The sequence below is a fragment of the Pseudomonas sp. Sample_11 genome (genome assembly GCF_004307505.1).
GTDB lineage: Bacteria > Pseudomonadota > Gammaproteobacteria > Pseudomonadales > Pseudomonadaceae > Aquipseudomonas > Aquipseudomonas atacamensis.
The window spans coordinates 13873-32968 of the sequence record NZ_RCOD01000088.1 but is presented as its reverse complement, the minus strand read 5'-3'; the positions used below and the strand labels follow the sequence as shown (position 1 = coordinate 32968).

The window sequence follows — 19096 nt, the reverse complement described above, 5'->3', positions numbered from 1 at the left end:
TGCCTTTATAAGGAGTCGACCTAATGCATATCCAATGCATTTCCCGGATATTTTTTATGTGAAAAATGCATATCGATTTGCGCCAACTTCGTCACTTCATCGCGCTCGCTGAACAACGCAGCTTCGTCGCTGGCGCGCAGGCGGTGAACCTGTCGCAGTCGGCGTTCAGCCGCAGCATTCAGGCGCTGGAACACAGCGTCGGCTGCCAGTTGGTCGACCGTGGACGCAAGGAATTGCCGCCGACCAAACAGGGCCAGGTCCTGCTCGAACACGCACGGCGACTGGTCAGTGGTGCGCAGCAGATGGCCAACGAGATCAGCCAGTTCAACGGCCTCGAAGCCGGGGAGTTGCGCTTCGGTTGCGGGCCGGCGCCGGCGGCCGGATTGATCCCACGCGCGATCGGCGCGTTCATCGGTCGCTACCCGAAAGCACGGGTGCAGTTTCAGGTCGATGACTGGCAAAGTCTGAGCAAACGCCTGCTCAGCGAAGAGTTCGAATTCTTCGTCGCCGATACCCGGCAATTCGAGGCCGATCCGGATTACCAGACCTACCGCTTGCGGGCACGCAAATGGCATTTCTGCTGCCGCGCCGGGCATCCGCTGGCGGTGTTCGAACGCATCACCGCCGAGCAGTTGCTGAGTTATCCACTGGCGGCCAGCATCCGCCCGCCGAACCTGCGCAAGGTCATCGTCGACCTCAGCGGCCGCCCTGATTTCACCCCGAATGTGGAATGCGAAAACGGTTCGACGCTGTTGAGCGTGGTGCTGCGTTCGGAGGCGATCGGAATTGTCGGCGCGTATTCCGATACGCTGCATCTGGCCAAGGGTGAGCTGGTCTGTTTGAAGATCGAAGGCCTGGCCGATGATCTGGAGGAGCTGTACACCCGCTACGGCATTGTCAGCCGCGCGGGGTATCGGCTGTCGCCGCTGGCCGAAGCGATGATTGAGCAGATCAAAGTGGTTGATGCGGAGGATGAGGAGGTGTGTTCGCTGGAGAATTTCGCTGTCTGAGCTGGCCCCTTCGCGAGCAGGCTCACTCCCACAGGAATACGCATTTCAAATGTGGGAGCGAGCCTGATCGCGAAGAGGCTGATGCAATCGCTGCATAAAAACCATTCCCCAAATGCACTTGCCGAACACCCTCACCGACAGCGAAAACCCTCACCTGTCCCACTGACCGGTGAACTCCATGCCCACCCCATCCAACCCCGTGCGCAACGTGCTGTACATCATGTGCGATCAACTGCGCCGCGATTACCTGTCCTGCTACGGCCACCCGCATCTGCATACACCGAATATCGATCGCCTCGCAGCTCAAGGGGTGCGTTTCAGCCGTGCCTATACCCAAGGCACGATTTGCGGTCCTTCAAGGATGTCGGCCTACACCGGGCGTTATGTCAGCAGCCATCAAGTGGCCTGGAACGCGGTGCCGTTGCCGCTGGATGAATTGACGATCGGCGATTACCTGCGACCTCACGGCATCCGCACCGCGCTGGTCGGCAAGACCCATGCGACGGCCAATGTCGACGCCTTGCAGCGTCTGGCGATCAACCCGGAAAGCGCGCAAGCCGAGTTGCTCAATGAGGTCGGCTTCGAACCGTACCTGCGCCACGACGGCATCTACCCCGACGATCCGCTGTTCGACGACAAGCGCGAATCCGCCCCCTACACCCATTACCTGCGCGAGCACGGTTTCGATGGCCGCAACCCTTGGCACGACTGGGCGAATGCCGCCGAAGGCGAGAACGGCGAAATCCTCAGCGGCTGGAAAATGCGTCATGCGAATTTGCCAGCACGAATTCCCGAGCAACACTCAGAGACTGTCTACACTACAAATCGCGCCATCGACTTCATCACCGAGCAAGGCGAGAAATCCTGGTGTTTACACCTCTCGTACATCAAACCGCATTGGCCCTACATCGTACCGGCACCGTACCACGCCTTGTACAGTACGAAATCGATTCTCGAAGCGGTCCGCGCGACGCCCTCCGCAGCCAGCAAACACCCCGTATACACTGCCTTTCGCCAACATGAGGAAAGCCTCAACTTCTCCCGCGATTCAGTACGATTGACTGTCATCCCCACCTATATGGGCCTGATCAAGCAAGTGGATGATCAGTTGGGGCGGCTGTTCGATTTTCTTCAGAACAACGGCCGTTGGGATGACACGTTGATCGTGTTCACTAGCGATCACGGCGATTTCCTTGGCGATCATTGGCTCGGTGAGAAGGAGTTTTTGCTCGAGCAGGCGGTGGGCGTGCCGTTGATCGTGCGCGACCCTCGGGCGGCGGCGGATGTCACTCGTGGCACTGTCGATGAGCGGCTGGCGGAAACCATTGATGCGTTGCCGACGTTTCTTCAAGCGTTAGGATTAGCGGGCGCGGAGCACCGGCTCGAAGGGCGCTCATTGATCCCGCTGCTGCACGGGGAAAATCCCGATTGGCGCCGCTATGCAATCAGCGAATACGACTACGCCTTTCAGGCCCCGGCGCGGGAACGCCTCGGCCAGCCGATCGACCGTTGCCGCATGACCATGGTGCGCAGCGAGCGCTGGAAATACCTGGCGTACGACGGGTTTAGACCGCAGTTGTTTGATCTGTTGAATGATCCGCAGGAGCTGAATGATCTGGGTGAGGACCCGGCGTACGCGGCGGTGCGCGAGGAGCATGCGGGGTATCTGTTTGAGTGGATGCGTGGATTGAAGCGGCGGACGACGATCAGCCATCCGGAGATCGATTTGCGCGGGCAGCGGTTTCGTTATGGTGAGCCGGAAACCGAGAAGGTTGTTCAGATTGGTGTGTGGTAGCTGTGATCAAATGATCGTTCCCACGCTCCGCGTGGGAACGCAGCCCGGGACGCTCCGCGTCCCAAAACCGGACGCAGAGCGTCCGTTGAGGCATTCCCACGCAGAGCGTGGGAACGATCAATGTGGGAGCGAGCCTGCTCGCGAAGAGGCCAATCAGACGCCGACGATATCCGGACCTTTGATGGTCTGGCTGCGCTGCCCACTCACCCCCACTGGCACCTCGCCCTTGAGCGTCACCCGGCGCACCACGCGATCCTGGGTGCCGTAATCATCAATCGCGTAATGCTGCGTCGAGCGGTTGTCCCAGATCGCCACATCTCCAGCCTGCCAGCGCCAGCGCACGGTGTTTTCCTGGCGGATCACATGGCTCTGCAGCAAGCCGAACAGGTGCGCCGAATCCGCCTGTGAATAACCTTTGATGCGTTTGACGAAATGCCCCAGCAGCAAGCTTTTCTCGCCGCTGATCGGGTGCACGCGCACCACCGGGTGCTCGGTTTCGTAGACAGTCGAGGTGAAGACTTTGCGATAGCGCTCCAGCTTCTCTGCCGAGACGTCCGGCTTCGCACCGGCGTAGTCGTACTCGTTGCTGTGCACAGCGGTCAGTTTGTCGGCCAGCTCACGCAGCTCGCTCGGCAAGCCGCTGTATGCCGTTGCGGTGTTGGCCCACAGCGTATCGCCGCCGAAGGCCGGGGCGACCACCGAGCGCAGGATCGAGGCTTTCGGGTAAGCGTCGACGAAAGTCACGTCGGTGTGCCAGGAGTTGGCGCGCTGACCTTCGGCGCCGTCCAGCTCGAGCAGGTAACGGGTGCCTTCGCGCGATGGCACGGTCGGGTGTGCCACCGGTTCGCCAAGCAGATGGGCGAAGGCTTCCTGACGCTGATCGTCGAGTTGCGTCTGCTCGCGGAAGAACAGCACTTTGTATTCGACCAAGGCTTGCTGGATGGCTTCGACAGTGGCGGCGTCCAGCTCACCGGACAGGTGCACGCCGCGGATTTCGGCACCGATACGACCGGCTACCGGGTGAATTTCCAGCGCGTGAGAAACGGGTTTTACGGCGAGTGCAGCATTGCTCATGGGAAGACCCTCATCGACGGTTTGCGGTTTTGGCGGCAGCGAAACAACGCTCTATCTATATTCCATTTATATCTAATAGATATTCACATGCTTCGTTGACGGAATAAGAGCTTGCATTTAAAACCTCAAGCAACCCTCGTCGCAAATGCCTTCGAGCTATTTTTAGGATGCCGGAAAAGCATATGGATCTTCGCCAGTTGCGCTACTTCATCGCCCTCAACGAACACCGCAGTTTTGTCCGTGCGGCCGACGCCATGGGCATCACTCAACCGGCGTTCAGCCGCAGCATTCAGGGGCTGGAGCAGGAGTTCGGTTGCGTGCTGGTCGATCGCGGCAACAAGGATCTGCGCCCCACGCCCGAGGGCCAGGTGGTGCTGCAACACGCCTTGAGCCTGGTGCAGGGCGCAGCGTTGCTCAGCGCTGAAGTGACGCAAATGACCAAGCTCGACGCCGGCGAAGTGCATTTTGGTTGCGGGCCGGCGCCGGCGGTGAAACTGGTGCCGGATGCGGTGGCGCAATTCATCAATGCGCACCCGAAAGTGCGCACCTGTTTTCAGGTGGATAACTGGGAAAAACTCAGCCGCGCGCTGAGCCGCGAAGAGATCGAATTCTTCATCGCCGACATCCGCCATTTCGAGTCCGACCCTAATTTCCAGACGCAACCGCTGACGCCCAAGCGCGGGGTGTTTTTCTGCCGGCCGGGGCATCCGTTGCTGGCCAAGGAAAGCCTGTCGACCAACGACATGTTCGACTTTCCCCTGGCCGCCACCCTGATCCCGCCAGGCATTCGCAAGCTGCTGGCGAACCTCAGCGGGCGCATCGATTTCTCACCGACCATCGAGACCGAGCACTTTCCGGCGCTGGTCAAAGTGGTACTGCAATCCAACGCGATCGGCGTCGGCACGGAGGAGGCGTTTATTGCGGATGTCGCCAAGGGTTCGCTGGTGCTGTTGCACTGGCGCAACCTGCCGCAGAACCTCGAAAGCATGAACGCCCGCTGCGGCATCGTCAGCCGCACCGGATTCCGGTTGTCGCCGGCGGCGAGGGCAATGATCGAGACGTTGGTCGCGGTGGATCGGCAGGACGTCAGCGTCGCCGTCTGAAAAACCTTCGTGGCACACGCCGATCGTTCCCACGCTCTGCGTGGGAATGAAACCCGTGACGCTCTGCGTCACAAAGGACGCGGAGCGTCCTCGGCTGCATTCCCACGCGGAGCGTGGGAACGATCTGGAAAGACGCTGGAGATCTAAAGCCTGGCTGCAGAAAGCTCTGGTGCCACCCAATCGCTGACCTTGAACGGCTTGCGGATCAGCTTCTGCTGCGCCGCCAGGTCGACCTTGTCTTGCAGGCCGCTCAAGAACACCGGATCCAGTGTCGACGGGAAAATCTCGCTGAGATTCTGGTCTTTCAGATCCTGAGCCAGAATCACCGGCGGATAACTGGCCAGCCCTGATACCAGCTGCACATACGCATCCTTGTTGCTGTCCTGCGTCAGCCACTCGACCGCTTGCTGCTGCGCCTTGAGCAGTTTCGCAATGACCTCAGGATGGGCGTCGACAAACTTGCCATTACCCAGCAACACCGCCTGCACGCTGCCAGCGCCGCCAAGGTCCTTGGTGTTGAGCGGCAATTCCGCCAGGCCTTTGGCTTGCAAGGCACTCAGCGCGGAGCTGCCCCACGAGGCATCGATCTGCTTGGCCGCGAGCGCCGAGACCGCCGCGTTGAAATCCAGATTGATGACCTTCAGATCCTTCTCGCTCAGGCCCTGACTGGCCAGCGCCGCATCGAACGACAGTTGCGTTGCCGTTCCGCGAAAGATCGCCACGCGTTTGCCCTTGAGATCCTGCAGGGTCTTGATTCCCGAGCCGGGCACCACGCCGAGGTATTGCTTGACCCCACGTGCCGTGGCGCTGAGCAGGCGCGTGTCCAGACCATTGGATTTGCCGATGATCGCGGCCAGATCGCCGAGATAGGCCAGATCGACCTGGCCATTGGCAAACGCCTCATTGATCACCGGCCCGGCGCCCTTGAAGAAACTCCACTGGATCTTGATGCCCTGCTCGGCGAAGGCCTTTTCGAAGATCTGCTGATCGCGCAGCACATCGACGATGCCGCCGCCGCTGTGTTGAGTTCCGGCGCTGAGGTCGGGCACGGCGATGCGGATTTCCTTGAGTTCTTCGGCTTGGGCGCCAAGCGCAAGAAAGCCTGCAAGCGCCGGGGCGGCCAGCAGGCTGATGATTCGTTTGAAGGGAAGGTTCATGGGTGCGGCTCCTTGATCGCTGAGGAGCCGAAAGTAGGCTGGATGCATACCTTCACTTAAATACTATAAATGCACATTTTTATATCCATATGACCTAAGTGAGGGCGTGTGCGGCTTGCAGCGCGATATGCATTAACAGCATCGAAAATATTCTTCGAATGCATTGGATGCGTCAGGGCTGTAAGCCTTAAATGGCTTCGCTTATCTCCAAATTGATATTTTAATCGCCGGCTTATAACTATTTTAGTGTGGCTAATACCGCTAAAGATCGCAGCCTTCGGCAGCTCCTACAGGGGATTGCGATTCATGTAGGAGCTGCCGAAGGCTGCGATCTTCTGGTCTTGACTCGATCTTGATCCAACCCGACAACGGAGGTCACCCATGGCCCGTCAATCTCTGCTCAGCCTGCCGCTGGCCGCGCCGCCGCTGAAAAGCCGTCGAACCTGGCCGAGCCTGAATCAACGCCTGTTGCCCTGGCTGTTGCCCGTCAGCCTGTTCGCCCTGTGGTGGCTGGCCGCGCGCAATCAGTGGATGAGCGAGCAGATCCTGCCGGCGCCATCGCTGGTGTGGAGCAGCGCTGTGGAACTGGCCCAAGGCGAGTTGTGGAGTCATTTGTGGATCAGCCTGCAACGGTTGTTCTGGGGCTTTTTGGCCGGCGTTTCGACCGGCGCGGTGCTTGGCGCCGCACTGGGCTTCAGTCGACGTCTGGAGCGCCTGGTTTTTCCGACATTCGCCGGATTGGCGCAGGTGCCGACGCTGGCGTGGATTCCGCTGTTCATGGTGTTTTTCGGCATCGGCGAACTGCTGAAACTGGTGGTGCTGATCAAGGCCATTGTGGTGCCGGTGACCTTGCACACACTGGTTGGTGTGCGCGATGCACAACCGAAACTGCGCGAAGCCGCCGCCGTGTTGCGCCTGCCGCCGCGTCTGCTGATTCGTCGTCTGGTGCTTCCCGCTGCGCTGCCGGCGTTCATGGCTGGCGTGCGCCTGGCACTCGCCGCCGGCTGGACCTCTTTGCTGGCGGTCGAGCTGCTGGCCTCCAGTGAAGGCATCGGCTATCTGATGGTCTGGGCGCGGCAGTTGTTCATGCTCGACATCGTGTTCGTGTGCATCGTGGTCATCGGTCTGATCGGCGTGGCGATGGATCGCGGCATCGGCCTGCTCGACTGCAAACTGGTGCACTGGCCGCACCCGGCCACCGCGCAAATCACTCGCGGCCCGCGCTATCAGGGCTGGCAACGCCTGCAATCGTGGCTGTTCCCGCTGGGCCTGTTGGCGCTGTGGCAACTGGCCAATGATCAGCAGTGGGTCGACGCGAAAATTCTGATCAGCCCTGCGGCTGTGCTGAGCACGACATGGGACGGACTGCTCGACGGCACGCTGGTCAACGGCATGGCGCTGAGCCTGAGCCGCACCCTCGGCGGCTTGCTGATCGGTGGCGGCCTCGGTTTCGCCCTGGGCTTGCTGCTCGGCCTGTCGCGTTTCAGCGAACGCCTGCTCGGTCCGACACTCGCCGCACTGCGCCAGATTGCGATTTTCGCCTGGGTGCCGCTGCTCACCGCGTGGTTCGGTCTCGGCGAACTGGCCAAGTGGGTGTTCGTCGCTCTCGCCGCCTTCTTCCCGCTGTTCGTCGCCACCCAGCGCAGCGTCGCCAATCTCTCGCCGCAACTCAACGAAGCCGCGCAAGTGCTGCGCCTGAGCCTCGGCCAGCGCCTGCGTCGACTGGTCCTGCCCGGTGCTGCGCCGGGGATTTTCGCAGGGCTCAGATTGAGCCTGATCTACGCCTGGCTCGGCACCATCGGCGCTGAATATTTCATGCCGTCCAATGGCGGCATCGGCAGTCAGATGATCGGCGCGCAGCAGCTGCTGCGTATGGATCTGATCATGGCCGGCATGCTGCTGGTCGGCCTCACCGGCGCCCTGCTCAACCTGATCGGCCAACGCCTGGAAATTCGCGCGACCCGCTGGAGACACGCATGAACGCACCAATTGTCAGCTTCAACCACGTAGGCAAATCCTTCGCCGTAAACGGTTTCGAACTGGAGGCGATTCGCGAATTCAACCTGGACATTGCCGAGGGCGAATTCGTCGCCATCGTCGGCTCCAGCGGCTGCGGCAAATCCACATTGCTGCGTTTGCTGGTCGGCCTCGACACCGAGTTTCGCGGGCACATCAGTGTCGATGGCAAGGCCGTCAGCGGCATCGGCGGCGAGCGCGGTATCGTCTTTCAGGAACATCGTCTGTTCCCGTGGCTGACAGTCGCCGACAACATCGGCCTGGGCCTGGTCAATGAACCGCTGAGCGGGGCGCAGAAACAACAACGCATCAAGGATTTCATCGAACTGGTCGGCCTCAGTGATTTCACCCAGGCCTATCCGCATCAACTCTCCGGCGGCATGGCGCAACGCGTGGCGATCGCGCGCGGCCTCGTCGCCAGCCCGCGAATCCTGTTGCTCGACGAACCCTTCGGCGCCCTCGACGCACTGACCCGCCAGCAAATGCAGGACGAGCTGCTGGCGATCCGCGAGCGGGCACAGATCACCACGATTCTGGTGACCCACGATGTCGAGGAAGCGATTTTTCTGGCCGACCGCGTGGTGGTGATGGAGCCGCGTCCGGGGCGGATCAAGCAAGTGGTCGACATCGCCCTGCCGCACCCGCGCCAACGCAGCGGTTACGACTTTCATCAGCTGCGCGAAGAACTGCTGCACGAGCTGACCAGTGATGACCATTACCAACCGAGCGCACCGGTGCAGATCCGCGATCTGCCGCTGACGTTCATTGCCTGCTGAACAGGAGTTTCGCGATGCCGCAACGTCCCAACTTTCTAGTGATTCTGGCCGACGACCTGGGCTTTTCCGACATCGGTGCGTTCGGCGGCGAAATCGCTACGCCGAACCTCGATGCGCTGGCCGAGAACGGCCTGCGCCTGACCGATTTCCACACCGCACCGACCTGCTCGCCGACGCGCTCGATGCTGCTGACCGGCACCGATCACCACATCGCCGGTATTGGCACCATGGCCGAAGCATTGACCCCGGAACTGATCGGCAAACCCGGTTACGAGGGCTACCTGAATGACCGCGTCGTCGCCCTGCCCGAGCTGCTGCGCGAGGCCGGCTATCAAACCTTGATGAGCGGCAAATGGCACTTGGGTCTGAAGGCTGAACTGGCGCCCCATGCGCGCGGTTTCGAGCGCTCGTTTTCACTGTTGCCGGGCGCTGCCAACCACTATGGTTTCGAGCCGACCTACGATGAGCAAACGCCGGGCCTGCTGAAATCCACCCCGGCGCTGTACATCGAGGACGATCAGTTTGTTGACGAGTTGCCGAAGGATTTCTATTCCTCCGATGCCTTCGGCGACAAGCTGCTGCAGTACCTCAGGGAACGCGATCAGACCCGGCCGTTCTTCGCTTACCTGCCCTTCTCCGCGCCCCACTGGCCGCTGCAGGCACCGGCCGAGATCGTCGAGAAATACCGTGGCCGTTATGACGCCGGCCCGCAAGTGCTGCGCCTCGAACGCCTGGAAAAACTCAAGGCACTGGGTCTGATCGAGGCAGACGTCGAACCGCACCCGCTGATTCAGCTCAGCGCGCAGTGGGACGCGTTGAGCGATGAGCAAAAGCAGATTTCCGCACGAGCCATGGAGGTCTACGCGGCGATGGTCGAGCGCATGGACTGGAACATCGGCCGGGTGGTCGATTACCTGCGCCAGCAAGGCCAGCTCGATAACACGTTCATCCTGTTCATGTCCGACAACGGTGCCGAAGGCGCGCTGCTGGAAGCGTTCCCCAAGTTCGGCCCGGAGCTGATGACCTACCTGAACCAGCATTACGACAACAGCCTCGACAACATCGGCCGGGCCAATTCCTACGTCTGGTACGGGCCGAACTGGGCGCAAGTGGCAACCGCGCCGTCACGCTTGTTCAAGGCTTTCACCACCGAGGGCGGGATTCGCGTGCCGGCGCTGCTGCACTATCCGAAACTGCCGCTGAAAGGGCAGATCAGCCATGGTTTCGGTACGGTGATGGATATCACCCCGACCATTCTCGATCTGGCTGGCGTGCGGCATCCGGGCAAACATTGGAAAGGCAAAGCCGTGGCGCCACTGCGCGGTAAATCATGGCTGGGCTTCCTGTCCGGCGAGACCGCGCAGGTGCATGACGAGCATACGGTCACCGGTTGGGAATTGTTCGGGCGCCGGGCGATTCGCCAAGGGTCGTGGAAAGCCGTGTGGATTCCTGGACCGGTCGGGCCGGCGACCTGGCAGCTTTATGATCTGGCGAGCGATCCAGGGGAGATTCATGATCTGGCGTTGAGTCAGCCGCAGAAACTCACTGACTTGATCGGGCATTGGCAGCGGTATGTGGAAGAGACCGGGGTGATCCTCAGTGCTTCGCCGTTTCAGCCGGATTGAACCAAGATCAAAAGCCCCCCTCACCCCAGCCCTCTCCCTGAGGGAGAGGGGGAAAGGGAGCAGATCTTCATGCTTTTCCAACCTGAGGTCGGCTCGAAATTTCAGGTCGATGTATCCAGCATAAACAGCTAGATCAGTCCCCTCTCCCCTGGGAGAGGGTTAGGGTGAGGGGCATCTGTCAGGCCTCCACCGCCTCCCCGGACACCACTTCCTCATCTCCGCGCACAAACCGGTTCGCCCGGCCAAACGTGCCGAAATCATTGAACCGCACACCCATCTCGCGCATCACCTTGTGCGCCACCGGCACAGTCATCTGACGAATGTAAAACGGCTCCTTGACCACGAAATGATGAATCCCGTGACTGCTGCCGAAGTTGAAGCAGAACGCTTGCAACGGCCACAGCCACCAAGGGTTCAGCACCTGGCATTGCTGCAGCACATTGCCCGGTTCGACGTCGCCGTAGTAATGCATGTTCGAGCTGATGAAGTGCAGGCAAAAAGTGCGCAGCACATTCGGGCCGATGATCACCACGGCGGCGATATCGATTACCTGCATCACCGACAGCGTGGTGGCCGACCATTCGATGGACGAGCCGAGCAAATGCGCAATGCCATTGGCCGCGTGAAAGCCGAGAAACACATACCACGCGCCCCAATGCAGCAGCGCCAGCGGTGCGTAGACCTTGAGCACGCGTTTGCCGATGCTCCACTTGTGTGCCCAGGTCTTGGCGCGGAGCAGGCGGATAAAGGCCGACATCAGGTTGTCGCCAACCATCAGCAGACGGGCAAATCCCCACGGCTCGCCGTTGGTGATTGCGCGCTCTTCCATGTCGGCTTCAGTGCCGGAAACCTTGTGATGGTTGAGGTGCAGATGACGACGGATCCACGGGTTGATTGTGCTCGCCCGCGCCAGCCAGACCAGGCCCATCATCAGGTTGTGCGGCACGCGCTGCTTGCGGAAGTACATGCTGTGGATCAGGTCATGTTCCAGCTCATGGGTCAGCGAGGCGAAAAACCCGTTGAGCAGCAGGCACACCCACCAAGCCATATGGCCAGTGATGTACAGCGCCGCCGAGCCGATCATCCCGGCCAGCGCGAACGCCAGAATCCCCGCACCGAGGGCATCCTGATGCTGGAGAATCGGGTAGCGCTCACGCAATTGCGCACCTTTGGCCAGCACCACTTGGCGAATATGTGCCGAGCGCTGCGCCGCATTCAGTCGTTCGGGGCTTGCAGAAGTACCGTCCATGCTTCCATCCTCGGGTCTAAGATGAATGCATCGTGCCTTGCCGGGGTTCGATCCGCGCTAGCCAAGAACGCCAACCTGTTGACCGGACGCGCCAATCCGCATGAAGGAACCGACCTCCCTCGCCAGCTGGACCCGCGCCTTGCGCAAACAACTCGACGCGCTCGGGCTGGACAGCCTTGCCTTGTGCCAACAGGCCGGGCTCGACCCAGCGCTGATGGACGACCCCAATGCGCGCTATCCGCTGTCCGGTACCACGCGCCTGTGGGCACTCGCCGTGCAGGCCAGCGGCGACCCGGCGCTGGGCTTGCGCGTGTCGCGTTTCGTCAGCCCGACCACCTTCCACGCGCTCGGTTATGCGCTGGTGGCCAGCGGCAGCTTGCGCGAAGTGTTCGAGCGCATCGTGCGCTATCACCCAGTGGTCAGCGATGCGCTGGAACTGGAGCTGAGCCGCAGCGAAGACCGTTATCAATTCCGCCTGAAAATCCCGCCCGGCAACCCGGCGCCGGCCGTCGAAGCCATCGACGCCTTCGCGGCGATCTACGTGCGCACCTGCCGCAATCGCCTCGGCCGTGACTACGCACCGCTGGCGGTGTACTTGCGCCGCCCCGAACCGAGCGATGCCCAGCAATGGCACAAAGTCTTCCGCGCGCCGGTGCATTTTTGCTCCGCCGAAGACCGCCTGGAATTCGCCCTCGGCGACTTCGACAGCCACCTCGACGACGCCAACCCGGAACTGGCCGAACACAACGAAGCCGTACTCAAACGCACCCTCGCCCAGCTCAAACCGCTGACCTGGGAGCGCAAGGTGCGCGATGCCATTGAAGAACAACTGCCCGAAGGCGAACCGAGCGCCGAACGCATCGCCCAGGCCTTGCACCTGAGCCTGCGCAGCCTGCAGCGGCATCTGGCGGATGAGGGCTGTCGCTTCGACACCCTGCTCAACGAAAGCCGCGAAAACCTCGCGCTGCTGCACCTGCGTGACCCGCAGTGCTCGTTGAGTGAAGTCAGCTATCTGCTGGGGTTCGCCGACACCAGCAGCTTCAGCCGCGCGTTCAAGCGCTGGACAGGGATGACGCCGGGGCAGTTTCGCGATCAGTTGCGCTGAGTTTCAACTGTTGCGCAGGCTGCGCGCCAGACCGGCCGACCATTGTTCGATCATTGCAGCGCCCACCTCCGCGAAGGCAGGATGATTTGCGCTGTACTCCGCCATTTCGCCCAGCGCTTGCTGCACACCGTGCGCGACCATATGCAGTAACTGGTTACAACGCGCTTCACTCAGATTGCAGGCCGTACGACCAAACCTGGTAAGCACTTTATGCTTGGGCCACGCCTTCGAACCGCCCAACAGCAGTGCCATGCTATCGCTCTTGATGTACACCGACGTGGTGATGATGTCGTACGCCGGAGCCAGCCTGATCAATGAGTGCTCGCCACAATCCTCATAGAGCACGCCAAAGTTTTTCAGGTGGGCATCGCCGTTTTTCAATGCCGCCGATAAAGCGACAATTTTGAAGAAAGCTTCCAGTGCGTGCTTGAGCAATGAGGGCGAAACAAACGCCTTGATCTGCCGTGCGACTCCTTCGTAAGAGCCGTCGTATTTGGCCTTCGACGGCCAGCCGTTGAGCACGCAAAAGTCTTCGAAACCGAGGTATCCGGTGTCGCTCAAGTCAAAACGCTCGATGACGAGAAACTTGCCATGCTCGCTGAGTTCGAAATGCGGCACGTCGAGGCCACAAAGTTGCGCAGCGCGCATGCAGAAAAATTCGTTGGTTGCCAGCTCGGGATACTCTTCGGCACGGAAGGCTTTGACCAGATGAGTCGAGCCTCGGTGCGTCAGTCGGTCTATTGCAGCGGCACTGTCACGCACCAATACTTTGGGCTGCACGCCTGAAACCCCGGAATACTGCCCGTAAGTCTGCAAAAGATCTTCGAACAAACCTTGCGCACCATCATGAACCAATAACTCAGCGAGCGAGGTTTCAGGCGGACGATCAATTGTCGATGCGCTCGTGATCGAAAGACGCCCGAGTTGATGCGGGCCGACGATACCTAGCAAAGCGAAGTCATCGAAGCCGCGCACGGCTTTGCTGAACCGCCGCATCAACTCATCGCGCAACGCACCCTCAGGCAGGTTCATCTCGAATATCGGATGGATGCCGCGTTCACAACCATAACTTTCCAGGCGTGTCGGCATGGTCAGCGAAACGGCATTTTCATCAATCGCATCGTCCCGATAGCTGAACACGCTGTCGACACCTGCGTTCCCGCGCCCCAATCTTCCAACCTCATGGCCGCCGACGCAGACTTGCAAGCGGTCCAATGCCTCAGCCATGGAAGTTCACCTTGCGCAGCGTGTCGAGTGTCGGCCGTCGAGAGGCGCGGGGGATTGCGGCCAATTCGTAGCCGAATCCGTTAAGAATCGCTTCGACTTTACGCAGACCGATTTCCGAGATTGTGTTGTTTTCAATCCCCGAGATTGTTGCGCGGCTCATGCCGTATTGCTGCGCCAACGCTTGCTGGGACAGCTTTTCAGCCTTACGCAAACTTCTGATCAACTCGCCAATTTTCTCCATCACTGCCCCAAATGCATTTTTTACAATGCAAATCCACCAAAAAGAATTTAATTGCATTATAAACAATGCAATTAAATGAGCTTAGCGTAGATGGTCAGCCATCGCTAACGTCTTAACACCGCCCCACAAACCCCAGCTCAAAAACAGTGCCGTCGGCGTCACTCCTCACCCGCACCTGCCCACCATGCAACTGCATGATCGACTGCACGATCGCCAAACCCAGCCCACCCGAATCTCCCGGTTCCGCACGTGAAGGATCGACGCGGTAGAAGCGGTCGAACAGTTTGCCCAGATACTCAGGCGCGATGACCGGGCCGTGGTTGTGCACTTGCAGCCAGCACATACCCGGTTCATCACGGCGTTGCAGGCTGATCAGGGTGCCGGGGTCGGCGTGGCGTACGGCGTTGGCCAGCAGGTTGCCGAGGGCGCGTTGCAGCAGTTGCTGGTCGGCGAGCAATTCGCCGTGCATGCGGTTTTGCAGCTGGAGATTGCGATCATCGGCCAGGGCTTCGAAGTAATCGCAGAGTTCGTCGCCGACGTTGCGCAAGTCCAGTGTGTGCAGATTGAGCGCACGTTCGGCCTGTTCGGCGCGGGCGAGGAACATCAGGTTCTCGGCCATGCGCTTGAGCCGTTCGAACTCTTCCATGTTCGAGGCCAGCACTTCCTGATATTCGGCCGTGCTGCGCGGATGGTTCAGCGCCTGGCCGTTGCTGGCCAGCAAGGTGTGCAGCGGCGTGCGGATTTCGTGGGCAAGGTCGGCGGAGAACTGCGACAGGCGCTGCACGCTGTCGTCCAGCCGCGCCAGCATGGTGTTGAGCGCGTGCACCGGTTCGCGCAGTTCGCTCGGCGTGCCGTCGACCGGCAGGCGTCGATCGAGGCTGCGCAGATCGATACTGCGCACCGCTTCGCTCAACTGATGCAAGGGCTGCAAGCCACGCCGCAGCAACAGCAGGCCCAGAGCGAAAGCGAGCAACGCGCCGAGGCCGACGGACAGATACAGACGCAGGCGATAACTGCCGAGCATCTGCTCGCGCTCGCTGAGCACTTTGCCGGCGATCACCGTCAGGGTTTCACCGTTGGGGCCTTGGGCCTGGCCGGACAGCAAGGCCAGCTCGGCGCCGTCACTGGCCTGCCAGGTGAGCACGTCACGGCGCTGCGGCATTTGCTCTCGCGGTAATGCATTGAGCGCCGGCAATTCACGTTGGCGCGGGTTGATCGCGATCACGCTGGAACCGTCGGCCCGGCGCACCAGCAGCAGACTGTCGAGATTACCGAGCATGTTCTGATACAACCGTGGCCGTGCCTGCAACGCGTCGAGGCTATCGCTGTCGGCGAGCAAGGCGCGCACTTGCTCGAGGCGACCGAGCAGGGCCATGTCGTCACGAAAGGCCAATTCCGAGGCCAGCGAGCGGTAGAGAAACACGCCGATTGCGCTCAGCACCAGCGCGCAGACCATGGCGAAGGCCAGCGCCAATCGCCAGGCGATCGACTTACTCCACATCGTCCGGCGCTTCCAGTTGATAACCGACGCCGCGCACGGTGTGGATAAGTTTCGGCATGTACGGATCATCAACCTTGGCGCGCAGACGCCGGACGGCGACTTCGACCATGTTGGTGTCGCTGTCGAAATTCAGGTTCCACACTTGCGAGGCGATCAGCGTGCGCGAGAGCACTTCGCCCTGGCGGCTGGCGAGCAGCTGCAACAGGGCGAACTCCTTGTTGGTCAGGGCAATGCGCTGGCCGCCGCGACTGACCCGGCGGCGCAATACGTCGATTTCCAGGTCGGCAATGCTGTACGACTCGGCTTCGCGCATCGGCCCGCGTCGCAGCAGCGTGCGCACGCGCGCGAGCAGTTCGGCGAAGGCGAAGGGTTTGAGCAGGTAGTCATCGGCGCCCAGCTCAAGACCACGGACGCGGTCTTCGATGGCGTCCTTGGCGGTGAGAAACAGCACCGGTGTAGCGCCGCGCTGGCGAATCAGTTGCAACAATTGCCAGCCGTTGAGGCCGGGCAGCATCACGTCGAGGATGATCAGGTCATATTCCTGCTGCTCGATAAAATAGCGGCCGTCGAGGCCATTGAGCGCCACATCCACGGCGAAACCCGACTCGCCCAGGCCCTTGGCAAGGAAATTCGCGGTTTTGGCTTCATCTTCTACGACCAGCAAACGCATGGCACACCTCGATTGATCAGGTACACAGGCTAGGCGTGTTCGCCGCCGTTGCCCATTACAAACTTGTAATCCGCCTGACGGGGTTCTGACGAAGTACGCCGGTTAAGGTGCAGACCTTCTCAATCGGAGCCTGCACATGACCGTCAAATACCTTGTCGCCAGCCTGATCCTCGGCCTCAGCGGCGCCGCGAGCGCCACGCCAGAACTGCCGCGCCACGCCGATCTCGACCTGAAAACCGCACGCTGGCTGGCGGACAAGGCGATGAGCAGTTGCACCGGCACGGTGTCGGTGCTCGACCGTGGCGGCAACCTGCTGGTGACTCTGCGTGGTGACGGCGTTGGCCCGCACAACACCGCCGCCAGCCAGCGCAAGGCCTACACCGCGCTGTCGACCAAGACGCCGACGCGGCTGTTCGCCGAGCGCGCCCGCAGCAACCCGGAAACCGCCAACCTCAACACCCTCGATGAATTGCTCTTGCTCGGCGGCGGCATTCCGCTGTTCGCCGGCAGCGAACTGGTCGGCGCGATGGGCGTGGCCGGTTCCGGCGGCGGTGAGCAAGACGAAAACTGCGCCCGCGCCGCCGCCGACAAAGCCGGCCTGACCATCACCCGTTCCCACTAAGGAGATCCACCATGACCACTCTGCGTACGACTCTCGCCGCCCTTGGCCTGAGCGCTGTTTCGAGCCTGGCGCTGGCCGCCGGCAATCCGTTGAGCGTGCACGTGCTCAACCTGGAAAACGGCCTGCCGTCACCGGGCATCAACGTCACCCTGGAAAAACACGTCGGCGAAAACTGGCAGCCACTGGCCCAAGGCACCACCAACGAACAAGGGCGGATCGCCGAACTGTTCCCGGCCAAACAGCCATTCGAAGCCGGTGAATACCGCGTGGTGTTCAAGACCGGCGAGTACTACCAGAAGATCAAGCACGAGACGTTCTTCCCGGAAATTCCGGTGATCTTTCAGGTCAAGCAGACAGATCAGCACTACCACATCCCGCTGCTGCTGAGCCCGTACGGTTTCTCGACCTATCGCGGTTCGTAATCCAAACGCAGATCCTTTGTAGGAGTGAGCCTTTGTGGTGAGGGGATTTATCCCCGCTGGCGTGCGCAGCAGTCCCTTTTTCAGGGCCGCTTCGCGCCCCAGCGGGGATAAATCCCCTCGCCACAGGTGCCAGTTCCGACATTGGATCGGCGTGAGTTTTTAGATCGTGGCCAAGGCACGCAGTCTTGCGGCATCGAGGATTTCGATCTCGCCGTAGGCCAACCCGATAATCCCCTGCCCCTGCAGATCCTTGAGGATCTGATTGGTGGTCTGCCGCGACAGCGACAGCATCGCCGCCAATTGCTCCTGCGGCAGTTGCAGCACCCGACGCGGTGCGTCGAGTTCGCCGTAGCCTTCGGCGATCATCAGCAAGCGATGCGCCAGACGTGCCGGGGCTGGCAGCAGGCTCAGCTGTTCGAGATTGATGAAGGCCAGGCGCAATTTGTGGCTCATCAACAGCGCCAGATGCCGCCAGTACTGCGGCTGTTCGTCGAGCAATTTGAGCAACGCCGCCTGGGGAATATTCAGCAAGGTACACGGCCCGACCGCATAGGCGTCATGGGTGCGTGGCTGGCCGTCGAACAGGCAGATTTCGCCGAACCAGTGCGGCGCCTCAACCAGACTCAACAACGCCTCCTTGCCTTGCTCGCTGACCGCGCCGATACGCACTGCGCCATCGAGCACCGCGTACAGACCGCACGGCGCATCGCCACGCTGGAACAGTCGTTGTCCCGCCGTCAGCCGCCGCTCCCGGGCCAGCGCCAGCAGGCTATCCTGAAAAGATGCAGGCAGATGGCTGAACCACTGGCCGCTGAGCAACCGTGCACGAATTTGCATAACCACTCCTGGAGTGTCGCCTGCCCGACAGAGCGAACGCGGATCCCGAGGGATGATGCATTCAACCCCACTGGAGGAACAACAATGAAAAGCCTCGTCGACCACCTCAGTCAATACGCCGCCTACCACCGCGACCCGCGCAACATCGCCAGCCACTTTATCGGCATTCCGCTGATCGTGGTGGCGGTGGCTGTCCTGCTGTCACGGCCGCAATGGACACTGGGCGGGTTGTGGATATCTCCAGCCGTTTTAGTGGCGCTGGCCTCGGCGTGGTTTTACCTGCGCCTGGAGTTGAAGCTCGGCGTGTTGATGACGGTACTGATGGGCCTGTCGGTGTGGGCCGGACATGCACTGGCGCAGCAGAGCACCCTGGTCTGGCTGAGCAGCGGCCTGGCGATGTTCGTGATCGGCTGGGTGATCCAGTTTGTCGGGCATCACTATGAAGGGCGCAAACCGGCATTTGTCGATGACATCAGCGGGCTGATTGTCGGGCCGTTGTTTGTCGTGGCCGAGCTGGCGTTCTTGCTCGGGCTGCGGCAGGAATTGAAACAAGAGATCGAGTTGCGGGCGGGGGTGGTGCGGATCAATCCGAATCGCAAAGCGGCGGCTTAGGCCGCTTGAAAGATCGCAGCCTGCGGCAGCTCCTACGGTTGAAAAGCGTTTCCC

At 60.9% G+C, this 19096-nt stretch carries 18 protein-coding genes; 10 read left to right on the top strand and 8 right to left on the bottom strand.

The features are described 5' to 3' along the window. The first annotated feature begins 65 nt into the window (after positions 1-65). Together D8U60_RS23855 and D8U60_RS23850 are read left to right on the top strand one after the other, a co-directional pair. Complete coding sequence (locus tag D8U60_RS23855; protein WP_130901074.1) at positions 66-1010, top strand: LysR family transcriptional regulator; 945 nt, start codon at positions 66-68, stop codon at positions 1008-1010. Between the two features lie 178 nt (positions 1011-1188). Further along, positions 1189-2805 carry an alkaline phosphatase family protein gene (locus D8U60_RS23850; RefSeq protein ID WP_130901073.1) on the top strand — a complete coding sequence of 539 codons (1617 nt, stop codon included), beginning with the start codon at positions 1189-1191 and terminating at the stop codon, positions 2803-2805. A gap of 153 nt (positions 2806-2958) precedes the next feature. Here the strand turns inward: D8U60_RS23850 and D8U60_RS23845 are convergent, their stop codons facing one another. Further along, positions 2959-3879 carry a TauD/TfdA family dioxygenase gene (locus tag D8U60_RS23845; RefSeq protein WP_024011146.1) on the bottom strand — a complete coding sequence of 307 codons (921 nt, stop codon included), beginning with the start codon at positions 3877-3879 and terminating at the stop codon, positions 2959-2961. Between the two features lie 182 nt (positions 3880-4061). Between D8U60_RS23845 and D8U60_RS23840 the strand changes: the two genes are divergently transcribed. Then, on the top strand, positions 4062-4982 hold the full coding sequence (locus tag D8U60_RS23840; protein WP_130901072.1) for a LysR family transcriptional regulator: 921 nt from the start codon (positions 4062-4064) through the stop codon (positions 4980-4982). 143 nt (positions 4983-5125) lie between these two features. On the opposite strand, the gene D8U60_RS23835 is transcribed toward D8U60_RS23840, so the two are convergent. Next, the gene (locus D8U60_RS23835; protein ID WP_016772231.1) at positions 5126-6139 is read right to left on the bottom strand and encodes an ABC transporter substrate-binding protein; all 1014 of its coding nucleotides are present in this window, start codon (positions 6137-6139) and stop codon (positions 5126-5128) included. Between the two features lie 381 nt (positions 6140-6520). Here D8U60_RS23835 and D8U60_RS23830 point away from each other — a divergent pair, with 381 nt between their 5' ends. Genes D8U60_RS23830 through D8U60_RS23820 form a run of 3 tightly spaced genes read left to right on the top strand, consistent with a single transcriptional unit; the run spans position 6521 to position 10556 of the window. Further along, complete coding sequence (locus tag D8U60_RS23830; protein ID WP_130901071.1) at positions 6521-8119, top strand: ABC transporter permease; 1599 nt, start codon at positions 6521-6523, stop codon at positions 8117-8119. Further along, positions 8116-8931, top strand: a complete 816-nt coding sequence (locus D8U60_RS23825) for an ABC transporter ATP-binding protein (RefSeq protein WP_130901070.1) — start codon at positions 8116-8118, stop codon at positions 8929-8931. The genes D8U60_RS23830 and D8U60_RS23825 overlap by 4 nt, the downstream gene beginning before the upstream one ends. 14 nt (positions 8932-8945) lie before the next feature. Then, positions 8946-10556, top strand: coding sequence for an arylsulfatase (locus D8U60_RS23820; RefSeq protein ID WP_130901069.1), 1611 nt, complete (start codon positions 8946-8948; stop codon positions 10554-10556). Between the two features lie 178 nt (positions 10557-10734). Here the strand turns inward: D8U60_RS23820 and D8U60_RS23815 are convergent, their stop codons facing one another. Beyond that, positions 10735-11805, bottom strand: coding sequence for a fatty acid desaturase (locus D8U60_RS23815; RefSeq protein WP_130901068.1), 1071 nt, complete (start codon positions 11803-11805; stop codon positions 10735-10737). Between the two features lie 100 nt (positions 11806-11905). Between D8U60_RS23815 and D8U60_RS23810 the strand changes: the two genes are divergently transcribed. After that, positions 11906-12910 (top strand): AraC family transcriptional regulator, encoded by a 1005-nt coding sequence (locus D8U60_RS23810; protein WP_130901067.1) that lies wholly within the window; start codon positions 11906-11908, stop codon positions 12908-12910. Positions 12911-12913: 3 nt separating this feature from the next. Here D8U60_RS23810 and D8U60_RS23805 read toward each other — a convergent pair whose 3' ends face one another. From D8U60_RS23805 to D8U60_RS23790, 4 genes are all read right to left on the bottom strand, one after another. Continuing rightward, positions 12914-14137, bottom strand: coding sequence for a type II toxin-antitoxin system HipA family toxin (locus D8U60_RS23805; RefSeq protein ID WP_130901066.1), 1224 nt, complete (start codon positions 14135-14137; stop codon positions 12914-12916). Then, the gene (locus tag D8U60_RS23800) at positions 14130-14378 is read right to left on the bottom strand and encodes a helix-turn-helix transcriptional regulator (RefSeq protein ID WP_064361629.1); all 249 of its coding nucleotides are present in this window, start codon (positions 14376-14378) and stop codon (positions 14130-14132) included. Before D8U60_RS23800 ends, D8U60_RS23805 begins: the two co-directional genes overlap by 8 nt. Before the next feature lie 112 nt (positions 14379-14490). Then, a complete protein-coding gene (locus tag D8U60_RS23795) occupies positions 14491-15879 on the bottom strand; it encodes a heavy metal sensor histidine kinase (protein ID WP_130901065.1) in 1389 nt (462 codons plus the stop codon). Then, positions 15869-16549 carry a heavy metal response regulator transcription factor gene (locus D8U60_RS23790; RefSeq protein WP_041477440.1) on the bottom strand — a complete coding sequence of 227 codons (681 nt, stop codon included), beginning with the start codon at positions 16547-16549 and terminating at the stop codon, positions 15869-15871. The genes D8U60_RS23795 and D8U60_RS23790 overlap by 11 nt, the downstream gene beginning before the upstream one ends. A gap of 136 nt (positions 16550-16685) precedes the next feature. On the opposite strand from D8U60_RS23790, the gene D8U60_RS23785 reads away from it, so the two are divergent. Both D8U60_RS23785 and uraH read left to right on the top strand, forming a co-directional pair. Then, complete coding sequence (locus D8U60_RS23785) at positions 16686-17171, top strand: heme-binding protein (RefSeq protein WP_041477439.1); 486 nt, start codon at positions 16686-16688, stop codon at positions 17169-17171. Between the two features lie 11 nt (positions 17172-17182). Continuing rightward, on the top strand, positions 17183-17593 hold the full coding sequence (gene uraH, locus D8U60_RS23780; protein ID WP_130901064.1) for a hydroxyisourate hydrolase: 411 nt from the start codon (positions 17183-17185) through the stop codon (positions 17591-17593). Positions 17594-17752: 159 nt separating this feature from the next. On the opposite strand, the gene D8U60_RS23775 is transcribed toward uraH, so the two are convergent. Further along, positions 17753-18430 (bottom strand): Crp/Fnr family transcriptional regulator, encoded by a 678-nt coding sequence (locus D8U60_RS23775; RefSeq protein ID WP_122698853.1) that lies wholly within the window; start codon positions 18428-18430, stop codon positions 17753-17755. 84 nt (positions 18431-18514) lie between these two features. Between D8U60_RS23775 and D8U60_RS23770 the strand changes: the two genes are divergently transcribed. Next, a complete protein-coding gene (locus D8U60_RS23770; RefSeq protein WP_130901063.1) occupies positions 18515-19042 on the top strand; it encodes an Mpo1-like protein in 528 nt (175 codons plus the stop codon). Positions 19043-19096: the final 54 nt, after the last annotated feature.